This window comes from Alteromonas sp. LOR, assembly GCF_000753865.1.
Classification (GTDB): Bacteria; Pseudomonadota; Gammaproteobacteria; order Enterobacterales; family Alteromonadaceae; genus Alteromonas.
Genome location: NZ_JQFW01000010.1, coordinates 64,702 through 84,580, shown reverse-complemented (window position 1 = coordinate 84,580; position 19,879 = coordinate 64,702). Strand labels below are relative to the sequence as shown.

Below are 19,879 nucleotides of genomic sequence, written 5' to 3'. Positions count from 1 at the left end.
ACTAGAGGGGAAGCCCTACTTTGGAAACTAGCTTCCAGACACATTGACACTAGTGACTGGTTTATTCTCGACGACAGCTTTATTTGAATTAGCAAGATAAGCGTATGTCGCGGTTATAAAGTAGGTGATTGTTGCAACTAATAATGGAGTGTGGAGTTGACTGTTTTCACCATCTTGAAATGCCATAACACCAATAACTAAGCAAGCTATAAGGGAGGCAATAGCAATAAGGGAAGCTACCGATACAATAAGCGGTGTTTTGGTTTGTAGACCCGCAACGCTATCTGGCCTTAAATTTTTCAAATAACTTTTTTCATCAACTTTTCGATTAGCTTCAATTTCCTCAGCAATTACTGATTCGGGATAAGCTGTTTTAGCCCCCATTGCTATAGCTAATAGACAGTAAGTCACGGTTGAATAAAGCCAAATAGGAACAAGCAGGAAAAAGAGATGGAATACGCCAGAACGCTCTAGAACATAACTAAGCGCCAGCGCCGTGAGCCAAGTAATAATCGCGGCAAAGTTTGTCGTATTTCCTTTATAGAGCGACCAGTAACGAGTTAACCCTATTCTTGGAAATAACCAGTGCTCTGCCACTATAATTGCGCCTACTGGAGCCATCATCAGTCCCATTATCCCAACAAATCCCAGTAGCTGAGAAAATACAAAAGGAAAACACGCAATAATCGTGGTTACCACACCAACTACTATTGTAGATTTCTCTCTGCCCCATTTAGGGTTTAATGAGCTAAATGCCAAACCGGCGCGGTAAATTGTAGGGTTTGAAGTCGTCCACCCAGCAATGATTACAGCAATAATTCCGCATGTGCCTAGTGCTTGATAAGCTACAGCGCCGGGATCTAGACTGGTGATCGCTGTGCTAAGAATTATTGCTGCTCCGGCCCCCATTATCCCTGCGCATATCCATGCCATATAGTGGCCTATAAACATACCCAACGCTGAAAAGAATCCATATTTAGAATAACGCGCAAATCGGAGTAGTGTCATATCGCCCATTCCTCCATGCATTGCTAGATTAGCAACCCACGCGAACGCAGCAACATGCCAGAAACCGACTTCTTCACTCGTCTTTATCCATATCGATTCATTGGCGATAGTGTAAAAGTCTAAGAACGACGATATTGAGCTAATTCCGGGAGTAGCCTCTATCAGAGCAGGAAGAAGAAACAAGGCACCCACAATAAACATCAAGATCATCCAAGGAGCGCATACCTCAGCAAACGCCGCCAGTTTTTCAAAGCCTTTTACGGCCATAAAAACTACGACAGCGCCAACAAATAAAGCGACCAATACAAACCTAAAGTCCGAAGGAAACCAACCTACTTGCGGTGGGATGTCTAACAAAATTCTTACCGCTGACGCTGAGACCGTAATCATTGCGCCGGCAAGCACACTAAAGAGTATTCCATTGACTACGCTGTAGAGCTTGATGGTGCCCTTCCCAGCTATCTTTTCTAAGTAAGCATATAATGTCAGGCGTGTGTCAGTTGCAATTGGCGCAGTTAAAAGGCCCCATGTTAGTACAGCTAACAAGTTTCCTAGCAAAAGCCCAACTAGAATATCTCCTGCACCTACGCCCCAAGACACGAACAGTGCTCCTATGACGAACTCCGTACCGGCGACATGTTCACCAGCGTAACTACCTGCAAACGCACGCGCTGGTTGTAATTTATTAGGGCTTATCGGTTGTGATTCAAACTCATCTGAACTCGACACATTTCCTCCATTATTCTCGTTTTAGGCTTTATTTAGTGCAAGCCGCTTAAAAAGGAAGTAAAGATGATTACTTTTGAGCGATTATGACTTAAGTGTTAGTTTCAATCAACAAAATTGTTATCAGGATGTATAGTGATATTAATGAGTCAGCACACATAAAACATAAGATAAGACTAATATTGTAAGTGCGTCTTTATTTTAAATAGAAATTTTGTGGTAGTGTTTGAACTAGAAATAGAAGAAAAGATTAAGTTAGCAAATTGACCGCATGATTGGATCGAATGTCGATTTTCAATGCAAACTTTAGTTCTTTATGAATTAAACAAGTATAAAAAAAACGCCACACCCCTTAAAAAGTAAGGGCTGTGGCAGATATAAGCCATTGTGTTTCCGCGGAAACACTCAGCTTATTTGGTTAATGATTTAATTAGCTCTTTAAGTACATTTTCTAGCATTACAGGGTCTTCAAAATCTACTTTATCCCAATCGATACCTAACTCTAACTGAGTAACATCTTCCTTTAATAGACGCTTTAATGCTGAGGTTTGATTAACTTTTACTTTTGGCAGTGAAATATATTGCTTTGCTCTCCCTGCTTTTTTTACAACAGGGGCTTGAAGGTATTTTGTAAATTTCTTTTCGTCGTACAAAGCACTAAGATATTTTTCAACCTCTTCCCTGCCCTGCTCTTCGGCTTTAATAATTTCTTCGTAAAGTCCTCTTAAAGACTCCACAATTCGATATTCTAATAGTGGCATGACTAGTGTTCTATAGTCATGGAGCTTGTCATAACGATAGAAAGTAGTTCGACCAATCCCCAAATATGATGTAACAATAGAGGCCCTGCTCGATGCTAGCTTATCACTTTCAATCTGTTCTAATTCTGTAACAGCATTTGAATAGCTACTCAGTGCATCAGGTAATGTTAAATCATTACGTGAGAAGTTTTCGATGTGCCGCAAAACACTTATGTTTTTTGGCCTCTCTGCATAAATCTTAACTTTGACTTTAATTAAACCACCATAAAGATATCGGATAGCATAATACCGTCTATGACCGGCCACTATAGCGTAATCAGACATATTTTTACGCCAAACCGCTATGGGATGAATTAGTTCGCTATGTTTAAGAGTTTCTGCTAACCCCTTAATTTCTTCAATTTCCGCATTGACTGCGTCATATCTGGGATTACTTTTATCTAATCGGTTTTCAATGACATCTTTTTCACACACTACGCAATCTGTTAAAGAAGCAATGGAACCAGCATCATCACGCTTAGCAAACTTAACGGGTAAATAACGAGGGTTATCAGACTGAGGTTGAATATAATCGACCAATACCCTGTCTACCTCAGATGACGTCTTAAACAATGGGTCATCGTGAACACTGCTTTTTTTTGATTTATCTCGTTGCTTCAAATCATCAAGCATCTGTTGAGACTTCTTTGAGACCCCTTCGCCAGATTGATATTTACTTATTAGGTCTTCTTGAGATGTTGGCTTGGCAACTCTTCGACTTCTTGGCTTTCTTGCTGTCATCTCATATCTCCCCATAAGCTATTTTCAATCAACGTATAAAGTTTTTGCATTTCGCTTTTTGCGTGATGATTGTAAACATAGTTAAAATGAGTTTCATCCACCGATGGACGCTCCATTACTCGGTAGCAATTTCGCTGCTGCAACCAAAATGGACTCATATATCTACCTGTAGGACCATCTTTGTCGTAAAGCTTCGCTAGAGCGACTTCATCTTTCTGAGTTAATCGTGATTTGCTTGGTACTTTGTTAGGCACAACCCCAACAATTTCCAATGGATTAGATGCACGGTCTTCGTTAATACGATCTATCCTGTTGAGAAGCATAGGCACGCCATCGATTGAATCGTACTCGGGCTCCGTAGGAATGATAACGTGGGTTGCAGCACCGAGCATTCCTGCTGAAACTGGAGATTTACTTGGTGGATTATCGACAATTACGATGTCGTAATCATCAGCTAGGTCTTCTACAGAGAACCAATCTCGCATATGAGCAGTAATTTTGGACACCAATCTATCTGCTTCAGGAGTAAGCGCCAATACTCTGTCTACATTACCCTCTGAAGGCAAAACTTTAATATTTTCAAAAGCCGTTGGATATTCATATACCGGAGAATTAAATAAGATATCAGTGCTTGTGTTTCTACCGCTCCATTCCGGATCGTCAATATCCTCAAACTCTGGATGCAGAGGTGCGGCATATTCATCATCGCCAGGAATAGCGTCCATCTTTAAAAACGCCTTTGATGAGTCTTGCTGAGAATCGTAGTCTAATACTAAAACGCGCCGCTTCTTTCCTTTTCCGTTAGGACCTCCAGTCGCCAGAAGGTATGCAATTGTTGACGCCAAAAATGTTTTACCAACCCCACCTTTCCTATGGTAGCTGGATAGCACGCGCATTCCATTATACAGCTCTATCTTCTTCATTATTCAAACCTTATCTAAGGACACCAGTATATATTGGCATGCTAAATAGTTAATGTCTCGGATCGAATCTTTAGAACAATAGCCTAGCTGAAAAACTTAGCTTTACTAGAGCGCTGAGCGATTAACAAGAATGACTCACAGGAAATATAACTTTGAAATGTGTAGTTCTCATTGAAGAACAAGGAGTATTTAGTCGTTTAGACAAGAAGGTCTACGCAACAGGATTATTGCTGATAAGGTGTATTCACACAAATAAAGTAGCTCTTAACTTAAATTAAAATATAAATGAATTTTCGCTGAAGCCGATATATTTAAAGGGCTACGTGCTAACAGATTGAAACTGTTTCCGCGGAAACGCTATTGAAAATTTTGCCTTATGTACAATGGCGTGAGGTAATATCATTCATAGATAAAACATCTTTTCTATTTAATTAAAAAGTAAATACAATATCGCTGGAAGGCCCATCCTTGTTGACGCCTGGCGTTGTCATACTACATTGTTTCCGCGGAAACATTGATGAACTATGCAGTCACCTTCTACAAATCAAGTAAGCGACGATGGGTGAAAGGAACTCAGTTCTTGACTCCACATAAACCAAATAACGCAAAGCATGGACATAGAAATACTTCTATTATAATCTCTGGATCGAATCTACTCGATAAATAAAATCTATAGGAAGAGAATCAGCGTGCGTGAACTATTCGAGTTGTCTGAAAAATATGGATTTAAGGCCCCCTTAGTTTCAGTATCTAGTGACTTTGACTTTAAGGTTTTCATGAGACTTTGCAGCTCACTAGATATTTCAGCTACATCGAGTACTGTTGCGTCAGACATATTTATTACACTCCAAGAGATAGAAGAACTTACCGCTAGCTTAGAATTCGTAGCCAAAAGAATTAACCGTAAGTTGTCTAACGTAAGACATCACCTCGTACAGTTAGAAAAGGAAGGTTTAATCGTTAGCGAATTTATCACGACTGATCCTATAAAAAAGCGGCGGGGAAGACTCTACAAACTAGTCATGCCAAAGGGGCATTCGATTGCCTCGGCAGAATCTAATAATAAAGACCAAGAGATTGACAACTTTCAATTGGTTTCATCCAGTACTGTTGAAACAATCAACATAGAGCGTTACGACGATAAGACACGTTTTATCGAGCTTCAAATTGTTCGCTATTTGGTGAAAGCAATGCGAACGAACCGCAAAGATAAAACAAGCTCTCTTAGTATTAAACTTCGAGAGGAGGGGAGAACAAAACCCATTCTGATAACAGCGAGGGCAGAGGAGGGGAGATTAATTTATCTTCCTGACATGAGTTACTACGCAAGCGCGATTACTTGGTTAATCAATCATATTTCAGAACGAATTGAAGAGTCAGAAACCATCGGAGAAACCTTTACGTTGCCCTTAGAGCCCCTTATTTCAATGGCGAAAGATATACCAGTATCAGATGCTTCCGCGGGTGGTTACATCAGCAATGCTATTCAATCCATGCAGAGAATATCTGCAACGACATTTGATATGAGAGATTTTTATGATAATAGAAAAGATTTCATTATTGACATAGAAATGTACTATAAATTATTTCGCTTAGAAGCGATCGTAACTTATGAAGACTCTAAGAATGTAGAAAAAAAGGCGGCCGTCATACAGTTCCCCAGGTCAACTGTAAAAAATATTATTGCTGCCATAAAAGCGAAAAGAACGCTGGATGATATGTTGCTCATCGACAGTGATGTATTTGCTACAAAAAACGAAATTGAGATTCTGTTTGGGCTTTGGGCACGTGAACATCTCATAACCGGTAGGCAAGCACAGCAACTATATGCGTGGAATGAACTGCGAGAATCCGTCGCTCCCTCCTCAAGCCTCAATGAATTTAAGCGCAAGTTTTCCAATATGGTTATGGCAAACTCTGACCCATCTTACAAAGCAAAGATCCACGAAGCAGTGGCTGAAAAGATAGTCAAACAGGTAGGAACAAGTTTTCTGTCAGAACAACGTAAAGGTGAGCTAGTAGTTGAGTATGGTAGGGCTACTGTTCAAGGATATCTGATCAATATAGGTTATTCGCCAGAACAAGGCGCATCAGTGATCGCATTTAGACGTGACATGTCAGCCCTCCACATTTTAGGAAAACTTGATGATCGTCGTTAAACGATTGCGTACCTGTTAAGCCGGATCGAACCTTTAATCTAACTAAATCAGTTATTAAGCCTTGGATCGAATCTTTAGAAAGATCAACAATAGATCACGATCCAACTTGATCTCTCACACCTTTCATATAAAGATTACATACATTAAAGAAAACAACAAAAAACAATACAATCTTTAAACGCTCAGTGAAGAGCATTTTGGAAATATGGAAAGATAAGAAGCGCAAAAAACAAAACCCGTGAAGTGTTGGCGCACTGCACGGGTCTTTAGATGTAACTTTTCGAACCAGTTACACATCTAATTTTAGCGGTTTACCCGATCAGGTCAACCTCTAAAGCGTTTTTTATCAGCAAATCACGTATATTGTTGGTAAAAAGATGAACCCTAATAGTAAATTTGATGACGTACTTTTTATGTCGTCAGGGCAGTTTGAGCAATTAACAGACACAGAGTCGTTTGTGTTTTCACATATTGCCTTTTTCGCTTGTCAATTGAAACCATATAGACGTCTCTTCAAGCAGACAACTCAAGCTATTTGCAATAAAGTCGGCTACTCACCAAATGCAGTCCGTTCAGCAATCTCATCTTTAGTATCGAAAGGCTTTTTGAAAAAAGGTGAGCCTGTCGAAAGAGAGCACGGTTCTTATCACCCTTACTACGATAATATCGCGCATCATTTAAAAATAGGCGATAACGCTTACGCATTACTATTCGCAAGCGAATTAGAAAAAACACTTGTAGCGGCAAGGAGTAAAAAAATAAAAGACCAAGGACGTGCAATAACCTTCTTTAAAGTTCAGGTAGGCCAGCTCAAGCGCAACAGCGCTGTGTTATCTGGGAATAGATCTAAACATACTCACAAAGCACTAATTTTACATGGCTATCTATTAAATCAGCACAAGTGGAATATAGAAAAAAGTAGGCAAAAGGTCTGTAGAACGGTGCCGTTCCTGTCTCACTTTCTCAACTGGTCGCAAAATACAGTAAGACGCGTTTTAAATACGCTACAGAATCTAGAAATTATCGCTTTCGAGTTCGCTAACGGCGTTCTAAAGTTTTTATCTATAAATACATTTAAAGTGATAGCCAAACCATTTCACGGCCTTGTCACGAAGCTATCGGTTTTGGTATCTAAGGCTCCGTCGCTCGATAGTGTGCCAGTGAAACACAACGAACCTCGAATTCAAAAATCCCCAAGAGAAGCAGCTCAACACCTTCAACGTTTGAAGAGCCTAGGAAAAGTGTAGTCAACAACGCGCTACAGCAGACACATCTACTACTATTTATTACCAACTATTACACTCACATCAAAAATGAGTTGTTTTCTTACCCTTATAAACCGAACTAGCAGTATATAGATCAGTAAAACCTTGTATTCGATATTGTAATACGTAGATCTGTAGACTCAGCTGCATTTTTGCGACAAACCAAACTCCATTCATGCGTAGATAGAGTTCCATTGATGCGTAATAAAGACCATTCAACACTAGTAAAAGACAATCAAGTGCAATTCGACGCTTTGATGCAGACATTAGAATATACATAGAGGTTAGATAAAGGATATTTATATGGCTGCGCAATACTTAATATTTTTTATCAAAAACAAGAAAAAAGAAAAAAGACTGTTGAGTTATCAAACTCACAAGGTTGTTCTGTTGTAAGAGGCGCAGAACTTTATATCCTCATTGTGATTGAAAGTTATTGTTATTGATTAATTGTGAATATATTGTAAAGGCATCACTTAAAAAATAGGTTGTTTCAACAATGTATACCTTTCATAGAAAACTATTAGCTCGGAAATTCAAGCTTCTCGTCAGATTATCGATGCACATTAGTTTTTCAATAATGGCGCTATTAATCAGCGCTTCATTGTCAGCCAACGGTAGCGAGGGCATTGAGGCTCTAAGGAATAAAGAAAATATATTTCTCCCAGATTACTCATATGCTGGTTATCACAATGGAGAAAAGAAGATTGTTGCTAACGTTGATACCACAAATATCGATGTAGTGAATTATGGTGCACTCCCGAATGACCATAAGGATGACACAAAAGCTATCCTAAAAGCCTTAGACTTTGCACACACGGTAGAAGGGCATGTGACAGTAGCTTTTCCGAAAGGGCGCTTCATTATCAAAGATATTCTCAAGATTAATCGAAGTGATATAACAATTAGTGGAAAAGGAATGGGCTCCAGTGGTACTCAACTTTATTTTCCGATGCCGCTGTCAATTATTGACAAAACACCTACATTGAATGAACTTCGAGATTACTTAAGGTTACATAACAAAAAACAAAAAGACCCTGAAATCTATATAGATGACTATTTTTCTGAATACTCTTGGTCAGGCGGCGTGATATGGATCCAAAAGGAGAACACTCGCCCCGTTCCTTATTTAAAAGAGTTGGATAAGCAACCCCAAAAAATAGCTGTAATCTCTAAAGGAAAAAGAGGTGATTCAACCCTAGACGTTACCGACGCAGGAGGTATTTCAGAAGGGGATATACTCAGAATAGACTGGCATAATAAAGAGGGTAAACAAGGCGGCATTGTAAAAGCTATTTATGGCAATACTGACCAAGTTATTGGTTCACACCATTTTGACTTCCCAAATCGTCCGCTCGTCATGCAACCAACTCAAGTTAAGTCAGTAAAAGGCAATAAAATAGAAATAAGTGACCCTCTCTTACACGATATAAATAGTAATATACCTGCACACTTCTCATCATGGGAGCATTTAAAAGAGGTTGGGATAGAAGGACTATCTATTCACTTTCCAACGGGCGATACCTATGGCCATCATATTGAGCAGGGCTTTAACGGTATCTACTTAACTAGCGTATTCAACGGCTGGATTAGGGACGTAAGCTTTAGCAATGCAGACAGCGCTCTATTAACTGAGAATAGTGGAAATGTTACAATCTCAAATATACGCAGCGATGGAAGTCGTTTTGGACACTATGGTATCCATCTTGGGAGCGTACATAACTTCTTGGTAGAAGATGCTAAAATTCTAAATCCCACAGTACATACATTTAGTATGAACACCAAGTCAACGAAAAGTGTATTTTTGCGAGGTGTAGGTTTTACGCAACCCACGTTAGATCAGCATGCAGGAGCCAACCATCAAAACCTATACGACAACATGACTTTCCACATAGAAGCAAAGCCTAGTGAAGATGGCCCTTACTACGATTTATGGTTTGGAGGTGGGGCAGGGTACTGGCAACCCGGTCACGGGCGATATAACACGACATGGAACTCTAAAATACTTGTTGAAAGTGGCGCCGATGGTGATGAAACAGTCAGAATTTTGGGGCAGACAGAAGGACCTGATGCAAGAGTTATTGGCATGTATGGAAATAGAAAATTCGAAGTAGAACATAATCCTTCACCTTATATCGCTGACATTAATTCGAAAATGGCTATACCTTCTCTTTACGAATATCAGAAACAGCAAAGGTTAAATAAGTAGGGGTAGAATGGCCCAAGGAATAAAACCTTGGGCCATAACAATCAACGCATCCGCTTTCTAAGAAATGCTATGCCAACGATACAAAGCATTAAAAGCGTTGGTGGCGCGGGCACCGATGTTGCGCTTATATCATCCCCGTCAAAATTTTGCGCAAACATGTCAATTAACATAAGTTCAGGCGATGTCACGTTGTCTTCTAACGCAATAAAGCTGAATGTTCCTAATGTAAACGATGTACCTAGGAAGCTATCCCAATCAGCAGAAAATCCTAATTGAAGTAACAATTCATCCCCTGAGGCAAAAGCATCGTCAAAATAAGAGTTATCAAAAACACCATCAGTAATAGTAAGCATGTCAAACTCAAATAGACTGGAATCAAATTCCCATACAATCTCAAGAAAATCTATTGCTGGATTAGCTTCATTAATAAACACCTCTAGCTCTATTAAATCGCCAGTTGAGTATGACGATGAATCACTTGAAAAGGTAATGAGCGATGCCTTTGATGAAAAGGACATCATTAAACCAATAATAAGTATTAAGTTCGCAATTTTCATTTTCGTTATTCCTTTTAATTAGAACTACAGCGTGAATAAGTACAACGACGAACAAGACCTCGTGTATCTCTGTTATTTACAACGCCATCACCATTAAAGTCATAGCGGATATCCATAATTTCACCCGCTCGTAATTTTGATGTAAAAAGCCTTGTATCGGCTTTGTCTACTATTGAGTCCTTATTTAGGTCGCCCAATAAATCAATATTGATAAAAATGCTAGATTCAGACTGCTTATTGTTGGAGTCAGTGGCGACTACGCGCACTAAATGCGTACCTTCCGTCAACGATAGTAATTCAGTCGAATAAGCATCAGATCCCCATATAAACGGAGGTTCATAGATTTCTCTTATCAATTGTTCATCAATGTAAAGTGCTAGGCTGACAAGAGAAATATCGTCATCTGCTGCAGAGGCCTCTGCTGTGATAGCAAGGTTTTGATATTCAGTCAGTAGTGAGATATCACCCTCATTTATCATGACTGAGGGCCCAGGTAAGCTCAGGACAATGAGCGCCATATCAGTTTCACTTTCAAGTCCTGCGCTGTCTCGTGCTACGGCGGTAAAGGTATGTGTGCCAACGCCTAAAGGTGAAGGGTTCGGCTCATGACGGTCTAGCCAACCCATAGCACCAAACTCGTAAGGTGCAAAAGAATGTCCGAAGTTCCACACTGGGCGCGTGTCCACCCTTACTAGCTCACCGTTTCTGAAAAGGGTGACAGACTGAATGTCTCGCCCCTCCACCGGTGTTTCTGCATCGATAGTGATTGCTAATTTCTCATAGCCTTCATAAACAGTCACAGTTGAGTTTGGCCAAGTAACGATTGGCGGCTCTGGCTCTCCTTTAACGACAAGCAGCATAGAGGCTGTTGTTTCTTCACCTTCATTATCTGTCGCAACCGCTGTAAATTCGTAACTGCCCGCAGCCAACGGAGACGGATTAGGTGAGTGAGTATCAAGCCAGCCCATCGCACCTGTTTCATGAGGTTTTGAAGCATGACCAAATAAATAGGGAAGGGAGGTATCTGTCCTGACCAGTCCGCCATCAATATAAAGAGAAACCGACTCAATAGTGCGTCCTTCAACAGCACTTTCTGCGCTAATGTTGAGACTCAGCCTTTCGAATCCCTCATCTACTTCCAAACTTTCTTGGGGAAATGAAACGATGGGGGCATTTGAGTTCACATTCAGTATCATTGTTGCAGTAGAGCTGTCGCCTTCGCTATCTACAGCTACTGCTTTAAAAACGTGGCGTCCTGCTGAAAGAGGGGAGGGGTTTGGCTCGTGCCTATCAAGCCAGCCCAATGCGCCAGTCTCATGAGGCTTAGAGCCATGACCAAACAGAAACGGTAGAGAATCGTCTGTACGCACTAGCTCATCGTCAATATAAAGTGAAACAGACTGAATGCTTCTTCCTTCCACTGGACTTTCAGCAGAAATGTTCAGGCTCAATTTCTCATAACCTTGGTTTACAGTCACTGAAGGAGAAGGAAAAGATACGATAGGAGCATTCGCGTCGCTCTCTAAATCCAAATCGATAATTTGAAGGTAAAGGGGCATTGCGGTGCCTGATGTACGCTCCATGAGGTAATAGTAAACTTTACCGTCCTTGATATAGAGTGTGCCATGATCGAATACTGGTCCATCGCTCGCTTCATACACTCTAATAAAGTTGTTGGTGCCGCCTTGAGCTTTTTCAACATAGGGGCGGCCGCCCTCTAAACCTACAATATAAACATTGTCACCTGATGTATAAATCTCACTTGCACCCGGGAAATCAGTACTAATTATGAATTCTTCAGCGCCTGCGGGTTTATATGAATGAATATAAACTTCTTCGTAGTCTGCTCTGCCGCGGTCGGTTGAACGAACTTTGCTGATAATATGAATGTCACCTTTTTCAGTAACAGTCCAGTCGAAGCTTCCCACAATGTAAACTGAGTTGGCTTCGGTATGGCTTATATAGTCACCTGGCTCAAATACTTTTATCTCATCGGAATTAATAAGCGGCCATGTCATTGGTTCGCCTTTGTGATTCTTCCAATCACCGAAGCCATCCGGATGGTCTGAATACGCGTAATAGACGCCGTTTTGGTATTTATATTTATCTGAATTATCGTTGCTTCGCTGTTGAAAGCCAACACGAAGCTTTCCGTTTACATACTTCATGTTTCCGTAAAGGCCCCAGTTATACTGGTTTCCCTTAAGCTTTTGATTGTTTTCATTGAACTTTGTGAACGTCGACCAGCTTTCAGTCTCAGCGTCATAGCGATTAAAAACATAAGCGCCGTTATTATTGCCGCCTAGGCGCATATAAAGCAGCAATGTCCCGTCTACTGTAGTAAAAAATTTAGGGTAGGTGAGGCGAGCAAAGTTACCTTTATCATCTAGATCGCCTGTCATAGTAAGGTGCTTGTAATCATCGTCTCCTTGGCTAACCTCACTAGTATCCTTAACAAATTTATCTAAGGTAAATTCTGAATGGGGGAGCTCAGCAGCGCCAGCTACGCTAAATGAATATCTGAAAAAGTCATCCTTAAACTTACCGCCATGATTATTGTTGTCGTATGCGTGCATATCGAACACCATGTGAATGGTGCCATTAATAGGACTCACCGATAAGCCGATAGTATTGTGAGACTCTCCGACAAGGGGATCGCCTCTGAAACCAGTGTGCTTATGGGGGAACTCGATTGTAGATAGTTCGCCATTAAGCGTATTGTATCGAGAAAGCATTACGTTTCTTTCGTTCTTCCCGCCCTTATACCACGTCATAAAAACATAATGCCTGTATGTTTTTACTGCATCACCGTGGGCGGAGATATTCGGGCCGAAGAAATAGTCGTACTTTTCTCCCGTGTCTGGCGTCCCTACATTAGAAAAGTCGAGATTTCTACCGTCGAAATGGAGCCCTTCTTCCGTAATTTTTACTTGTTGCTCGAGTGTAACTTCTGCATTAAGCGAAAATGCAGTCAATAAAGTAGTTGAAACTAACAATGTTTTTAGACATTTCATAAGTTTATTAGCTCAGGTTAGTTATTAATCAATATGATGTAGTTCCACAAAATGCTAATACTGCAATATTTCAAAAGCATTCAGTTTCGCGCATATCCTATTACATTGAATTAACAAATGCATTACAATATGATCATTATTAATCATAAGTAGTCATGAGGGCGTAAAGTGGTAAACTTTAAAATAATTTGGTGCGCGTTCGAGGCTAATTGAAGAATTGGCTTACTTAATTTACCTGTGGTAGTAAAAAATGCTTAAGAATGTAATTTTGATAGGGACACAGCTGCTCACATTTATTGCCCTAGCAGCCTGTAGTCAAGAGCACTCTGGAAAACATGAAGTACTGCAAAAAGAAGTGCTTCAATCAAACATCGAAATATTCACTGCCGAAGACGCAGGCGGCAATTTAACTTTCACAAAAAATCAATATCTCAAGATGGCCAATCATATTGAAGCTGAACGGTACCTTTATTACCGTCCTGCATGCGTTAAAGATACCACGATGATATGTGTTCCGCGCTCATACGAGCACGGAGGCATCTTTTTGGATAAATATGAGAAGTGGACCAATGGCTTTTTTCCAGGACTAATATGGAAAATACTCTCTAACAAAGAATACGTGAAATGGAGTGGAAATGAAGAAAGACAACTATTAAGCATTGCCACACACTATCAAAGAGCTCTAGACAGTGATGCTACGCTTAAAACAACCCATGATTTAGGTTTCATGCTCTATGATTCATATGGCGAAGCCCTTAATTACGAGGACTTGAGCGATGAACTTAGATCTAAGTACGTTTCAATTTTGGCGAAAGGTAGAGAAACGCTCTCTCGCCGTTTTAACGAAGAAAAGGGAGTTATAAAATCTTGGGACTTCGTCCCTCATATGAAGGTATCTGTATCAAGAAACGGTAAGGACGTTGTTGAGCTGCATAAAATAGCCCAACCATGGACTTACCCAGTCATCATCGACAACATGATGAACCTCGAATATCTGCTAGATAGTGACTCCTTTCACTACAAAGATATTGCAATAACACATGCCAAAACAACGCTCAAAAATCATTATTTTTATGAGGATAGTGATTTAGAAAAACGTTATCCAATTGCGTACCATGTTTTTGATTATGATAAACAGAAACCGGGCAATTGGCAGGGGTTAGGCAACGTTTCAGCTTGGGCGAGAGGGCAGGGCTGGTCGTTATATGGTTATGTAACAATTGTAGACTATATGTCTGATTTAAGCTTGAGTGATACTGAACGAGCAACGTTTGAAACACATTTAAACAATGTTCTAAATAGTATTGGGCATTTATTAGAAGAAGACCTCGTTCCTTTTTGGGATTTCTGGGCAAATAGAAGTAACGCGTTTGAGTATGCTGAAAACACGTCTCAAAAAACGTCCGTCTATTCGGGAATTCTTGAGCTATGTGCGAACAGAATAGACTCCCATATACTGCCCTATAAAGGTTATCGCCCTCAAATATTAGATGCTTCGATACTAACAAGTGAGTCGCTGAACGAGCTCAAAAACCAGAAAAACTGGTACGGGTCTGACATTTTGCAAGGAGATAATCTTGTTCCTTGTGGGCGCGAGCCTTACCCTGCCACGCATACTAAAATTCCTAGAGATACGTCAGCTGCCGCTATCTATGCATCGGCTCTGTATCGCTACGCCACCATCACGGAAGATGAAAACCGAAAACAAAAGTATGGCTTGCTTGCTGACAAAATAATGGCGGAGCTGACTAATAACTATAGAACAGACAGGAATAAAAATGGGCGGGATAAGAGCTTCGAACTTGGCTTTGTGCTTAATGAGGCGACTGGAGACATGGGGAACGCTGGCGAAATTGATACTCCCATAATTTATGGAGACTTTTATTTTGTTGAGGCCAATATCAGAAAACTTGAGTTTGAGCGTTCACGCGGCGTGAAATTAAAAATTAAGTGAAAGGAATTAGGAAATGATAAGTAGAAGAGTTTTTTTACTCGGGAGCTTATTAGCTCTCGCCGCAGCTAATTCATTGGGAGCGAGCATGCCACAGGCTTCTAATAGCCATCCAAATGTTCTTATGTTGGCGATCGACGATTTAAACAGTTGGGTAGGGGCGATGAATGGTCACCCTAGTACTAAAACGCCAAATATAGATAGATTGGCCCTACAAGCCACCACGTTTACCAATGCTCACGCGCCAGCGCCTCTGTGTGGACCTTCAAGAGCAAGTATCATGACAGGGCTTCTTCCATCGACAACTGGAATATATGGCCACGTTCAAGACAACGATATTCGCTCTGCTAATATGAAGGCAGCACAATCGACATTCTTAAGTGAATATTTTAAAAAGCACGGTTATTACACAGCGGCTGTTGGTAAGGTATTTCACTATGGGGTTGCTGATGGAAGCTTCGATGTTTTCGGTGGAAGACAGGCTCAGTTTGGACCATATTCTCCCGAGCCAATTAAGTGGAATAGAAAGGGGACCAGCACTGACTGGGGGGCCTATCCTGAAAAAGACGCAATGATGCCAGACTATAATTCGGCAAAATGGCTTGCTGAACAGTTACAGCGTAAACACGATAAACCGTTTTTTATTGCTGGTGGATTCCTTAGACCACACGTGCCCTGGACCGTACCTCAAAAATGGTTTGATATGCATCCTATCGAAGATATTGAGCTCCCTCCTTATCTACCTAATGATTTTGATGACGTCCCAGAGATTGCAAAGCGCATTTCGACCTATGACATGATGCCAACCACCGACTGGGCTATAGAGTCAGGAGAATGGAAAAACATTGTGCAGGCCTATTTGGCGAGTGTTTCTTTTGTAGACTATTACGTTGGGCAGGTACTGGATGCTCTTGAGGCTAGTGAATATGCTGATAATACAATAATCGTGCTATGGGGCGATCATGGTTACGATGTGGGAGAAAAGAACCGTTTCGCTAAAATGGCGCTTTGGGAAACGTCCACCAAAACTACACTTATTATCAAGTCTCCGAGTTCGTCATCGAAACTTGTAAGTAACCGCCCAGTAAGTTTAGTGGACTTGTATCCTACGCTGTTGAAAATGGCTGGTTTGCCAGAAAATCCGCTTAATCAGGGGCACGATATCACTCCCCTTATCAAAAATCCCAATGCCGATTGGGAGCATGTTGCATTAACTACATTCGGTCCTAACAACCACGCTGTAAAAAATGAGCGATTTCGATACATTCGTTACGAAGATGGTAGTGAGGAGCTATACGACCACTCAACAGATCCAAATGAATGGAATAACCTAGCTAATAATCCTTTTTACTTTGAAGTAAAAAGTGAACTTAAAGCTAGGCTACCAAAAGAGAATGCTAGGTGGTCGCCAGTGTCTCAATTTAGAAGTAATGAGTACTTCAAAGCGCTGACAGAAAAAGCGGTGGCGGGAGAATGAGAAATAGCACGCGCCAACTAGGCTGACGCGTGCTTGTCGCATCTTATGAGCTATTGTTTGAGGGTCAGCTTAATGTCGTCCGGCGTTGCGTGCTTATTGCCACCATTATCGGCACCCGTTATCCACCAATAAATCATACCGGCATCGGAGCTATCAAATTTGCCCGCTTGAAAGGGAACAATACCGTCCTGTTCAGCATATTCGAGCATTTCGTAAATAAGCGAGATGCCGTCGTCTTTGCTATCTTTAGCCCAACTCCAAGCATTGATAGGCGTTTGCAAGCCAACGTTTTGGTCGCCTATTTGGTGTTCTTCAATACCAAAATCTAGAATTTGTTGCCATGTAAAATAGTCTCCGCTGTTGTCGTTCGCGGGGTGGTGAGATACGACTTTCACATGCTTTCGTCTGCTTTCTTCTGCTTTTTGTAGAGCGTAACCAATAACATCAGGTTCACCGGCTTCAATAATCCATAAAGGTGTTTCAGAGGACGCGCTGTTAATCGCTAACGTTAAATCTGCAATGGCGGCTTCTTGCTCCGCTCTACAATTGAACAGTTTTTGAATATTTTGAAAAGGACCAAATACATTGAGTGCGCGGTTGATTGAGTTGTCGAGCACACCCTGACGTCTGCTCTCATTTTCTGGGTCTATTTGATACCGTGCCTTATTTCTAAATGGGTCTAAATCGCAAGAATGAGAAATATGCACCAGTCTATCGGCAGCGTTGGCCTTATTGAGAAGTGCTAATAAGACTGGTGTAGCGCCGATGTCATCAGGATCAGGTGAATTACCATCTATTACTACGGCAAGTGTGCCATCTGGTAAATTAATATGCTGAAGAGGTTCAGGTTCTATTTGTTTACTCGTTGTAGATGCTGGATTACATGCAGTCAGTACAAAGCCTGCCACTATAATATTTATAAAAGATTTCACGGGGACCCCTGACATATTTCTTCACAAGAACTACCGCAATGATGCAGGTAAAAAAACTTTGTGACTGTAAATGATTGATGTTTGTCAATAGTAATCAAAATGTGTCATTATGTAAATATTGTTAAATGATAACGCCTAAGTCACTTATGAAAAGAGCGATTGAATTTTATGGACAAACTCAAGCAAATGAACGTTAAAAAATTAGCTATTGCATCCGTTTTACTAACGGTGCTTTCTGGCTGTCAGGTTGATGCTTCCAGCAAGCTCTCTGCGCAAGATGAGCCAATGGGAAAAGGTACTTCTGGAAGCTTCGGTGATCAAGGTGATGGTACTTACATCAACCCTGTATTAAACGCTGATTACCCAGACTCAGACATCGAGCAAGTGGGCGACACGTATTACATGATCACCTCCAAACAGCACATGTCCCCTGGAATGCCTATTCTAAAGTCAAAAGATATGGTGAATTGGGAAAATGTAGGGCATGCATTCTCAAGCTTATCGTGGGCACCTGAGTACAACTGGGACCGCATGAACGGTTATTCGTTTGGTGTGTGGGCAGGCGATTTAGCCTATCACGAGGGCAAATGGTATGTGTATCAGATAGATTATCAGCACGGATTAATGGTTACAACGGCGGATAACATCGAAGGGCCGTGGAGCGAGCCAATTATGATGATGCCTAAAGCCGATGTGTTGGATGACCCTGCAGTATTTTGGGACGAGGAAACACACGAAGCCTACATTATTGTGAACTCGGGCACTAAACAGAAAAGTGCAGACAACACCATTGAAGGTAATGAAAATCGAATTTACCGCATGAGTTGGGACGGTACTAAAATTCTCGATGAGGGCAAATTGGTATATACCGGCATGGGTGCTGAAGCTGCTAAAATTTATAAGAAAGACGGGTATTGGTATATCTTCATGGCACAGTGGACCATGGGTGATAAATCTACTAAACCTGGTGTTAAAAACCCTAAAAATGATAGAAAGCAGCTGGTTTTAAGATCTAAAGAAAGTATTTATGGGCCCTATGAGGTAAAAACCGTACTTGAAAAAGGCACAGAATTTGGCAATCGCAGCGCGAGCCAAGGTGGTTTGATGAAAGCCCCTGACGGTAGCTGGTGGTATATGCATCAGCTTATACAAAATGATGACATTCCTTTTCAAGGTCGTCCACAGTCTTTAGAACCAGTTACATGGGTAGATGACTGGCCAATTATCGGCGTAGATGAAGATAATGACGGAATAGGCGAGCCAGTTAAGCGATTCGAAAAACCTATAAAAGGTTTTCCCATCGCTGCACCTCGATCTGATGATGATTTTGCTAGCGGTGAATTAGGCCCTCAATGGGAGTGGAATCATAATCCAAGAGATAGCCACTGGTCGCTCACAGAGCGAGATGGCTGGCTGAGGCTTAAAGCCAGTAAAGTTTTGCCGCAAGGTGCTGAGTACGGACCTAAAATTAACGAGTGGACTAATAACGACGGTTCCGATGGTGATTTTTGGCGCGCCAATAACACCCTTAGCCAGCGTATAATGGGCATTACAACAGGCACTGCTGTAGCGAAATTCGATATTAGCGGCATTGCGGCAAATCAACTAGCAGGTTTTGTCAGATACGGCGGAACGTTTAACTTATTAGGCGTGGAAGGTCTTGAAGACGGCACTGCTCGTTTGTTCTATATGGATGGTATGAGCCAAAAAGAAATAGGTCCCATAATTGAGAGCAACACGCTATACGTAAGAACCTCAAACGCGAGAAACAAAGCCACTTACGAATACAGCTTAGATGGCAAAAGCTATCGCGCTTTCGGCCCGACTTTCACTATAAGCTTTGGTAAATGGACGGGGGATAGACTCGGGTTCTTTTCTTGGAACGAGAAAAAAGACGACGGTTACATTGATGTCGATTGGTTTAAATACGACTATGATGGCCCGAAGGGTAGAAACCAGATGGTGTTTTAACCTAATCTCTAGCAATAAGTTAAGGCTGTAGCGTAATGTTACGGCCTTTTTTATTTAGAGAAATTATTGAACCTGAATTGCCTTTCACTAATAAATGGCGTAAACCAGAAGGAGTAATATCACAACCGCGTTCGCGGTTATTGCTC

12 protein-coding genes are annotated in these 19,879 nt (G+C 41.1%); 6 read left to right on the top strand and 6 right to left on the bottom strand.

Features of this window, described 5'->3' with window-relative positions; genetic code table 11:
• Positions 1–27: 27 nt before the first annotated feature.
• The 3 genes from JV36_RS0104290 to JV36_RS0104280 all read right to left on the bottom strand — a co-directional run bounded on the left by JV36_RS0104290 (position 28) and on the right by JV36_RS0104280 (position 4,198).
• Positions 28–1,737, bottom strand: a complete 1,710-nt coding sequence (locus JV36_RS0104290; RefSeq protein WP_032096172.1) for a purine-cytosine permease family protein — start codon at positions 1,735–1,737, stop codon at positions 28–30.
• 407 nt (positions 1,738–2,144) lie between these two features.
• Positions 2,145–3,275 (bottom strand): ParB N-terminal domain-containing protein, encoded by a 1,131-nt coding sequence (locus JV36_RS0104285; RefSeq protein ID WP_032096171.1) that lies wholly within the window; start codon positions 3,273–3,275, stop codon positions 2,145–2,147.
• Positions 3,272–4,198, bottom strand: coding sequence for a ParA family protein (locus JV36_RS0104280; RefSeq protein ID WP_032096170.1), 927 nt, complete (start codon positions 4,196–4,198; stop codon positions 3,272–3,274). The genes JV36_RS0104285 and JV36_RS0104280 overlap by 4 nt, the downstream gene beginning before the upstream one ends.
• Positions 4,199–4,887: 689 nt before the next feature.
• On the opposite strand from JV36_RS0104280, the gene JV36_RS0104275 reads away from it, so the two are divergent.
• The 3 genes from JV36_RS0104275 (at position 4,888) to JV36_RS0104265 (ending at position 9,831) form a co-directional block, all read left to right on the top strand.
• Positions 4,888–6,357 (top strand): helix-turn-helix transcriptional regulator, encoded by a 1,470-nt coding sequence (locus tag JV36_RS0104275; protein WP_032096169.1) that lies wholly within the window; start codon positions 4,888–4,890, stop codon positions 6,355–6,357.
• A gap of 377 nt (positions 6,358–6,734) precedes the next feature.
• Complete coding sequence (locus JV36_RS0104270; RefSeq protein ID WP_032096168.1) at positions 6,735–7,604, top strand: hypothetical protein; 870 nt, start codon at positions 6,735–6,737, stop codon at positions 7,602–7,604.
• A gap of 598 nt (positions 7,605–8,202) precedes the next feature.
• Complete coding sequence (locus tag JV36_RS0104265; protein WP_235207761.1) at positions 8,203–9,831, top strand: glycosyl hydrolase family 28-related protein; 1,629 nt, start codon at positions 8,203–8,205, stop codon at positions 9,829–9,831.
• Positions 9,832–9,872: 41 nt separating this feature from the next.
• Here JV36_RS0104265 and JV36_RS0104260 read toward each other — a convergent pair whose 3' ends face one another.
• The gene (locus JV36_RS0104260) at positions 9,873–10,388 is read right to left on the bottom strand and encodes a hypothetical protein (protein WP_032096166.1); all 516 of its coding nucleotides are present in this window, start codon (positions 10,386–10,388) and stop codon (positions 9,873–9,875) included.
• Between the two features lie 14 nt (positions 10,389–10,402).
• Positions 10,403–13,402 (bottom strand): BNR-4 repeat-containing protein, encoded by a 3,000-nt coding sequence (locus tag JV36_RS0104255; RefSeq protein ID WP_032096165.1) that lies wholly within the window; start codon positions 13,400–13,402, stop codon positions 10,403–10,405.
• A gap of 250 nt (positions 13,403–13,652) precedes the next feature.
• Between JV36_RS0104255 and JV36_RS0104250 the strand changes: the two genes are divergently transcribed.
• Together JV36_RS0104250 and JV36_RS0104245 are read left to right on the top strand one after the other, a co-directional pair.
• Positions 13,653–15,356 carry a glycoside hydrolase family 88 protein gene (locus JV36_RS0104250; protein WP_032096164.1) on the top strand — a complete coding sequence of 568 codons (1,704 nt, stop codon included), beginning with the start codon at positions 13,653–13,655 and terminating at the stop codon, positions 15,354–15,356.
• Between the two features lie 85 nt (positions 15,357–15,441).
• Positions 15,442–16,830, top strand: a complete 1,389-nt coding sequence (locus JV36_RS0104245) for a sulfatase (protein ID WP_235207760.1) — start codon at positions 15,442–15,444, stop codon at positions 16,828–16,830.
• A 50-nt stretch (positions 16,831–16,880) separates the two neighbouring features.
• On the opposite strand, the gene JV36_RS0104240 is transcribed toward JV36_RS0104245, so the two are convergent.
• Positions 16,881–17,762 (bottom strand): hypothetical protein, encoded by an 882-nt coding sequence (locus JV36_RS0104240; RefSeq protein WP_032096163.1) that lies wholly within the window; start codon positions 17,760–17,762, stop codon positions 16,881–16,883.
• A gap of 168 nt (positions 17,763–17,930) precedes the next feature.
• On the opposite strand from JV36_RS0104240, the gene JV36_RS0104235 reads away from it, so the two are divergent.
• A complete protein-coding gene (locus JV36_RS0104235) occupies positions 17,931–19,733 on the top strand; it encodes a glycoside hydrolase family 43 protein (RefSeq protein ID WP_032096162.1) in 1,803 nt (600 codons plus the stop codon).
• Positions 19,734–19,879 lie beyond the last annotated feature (146 nt).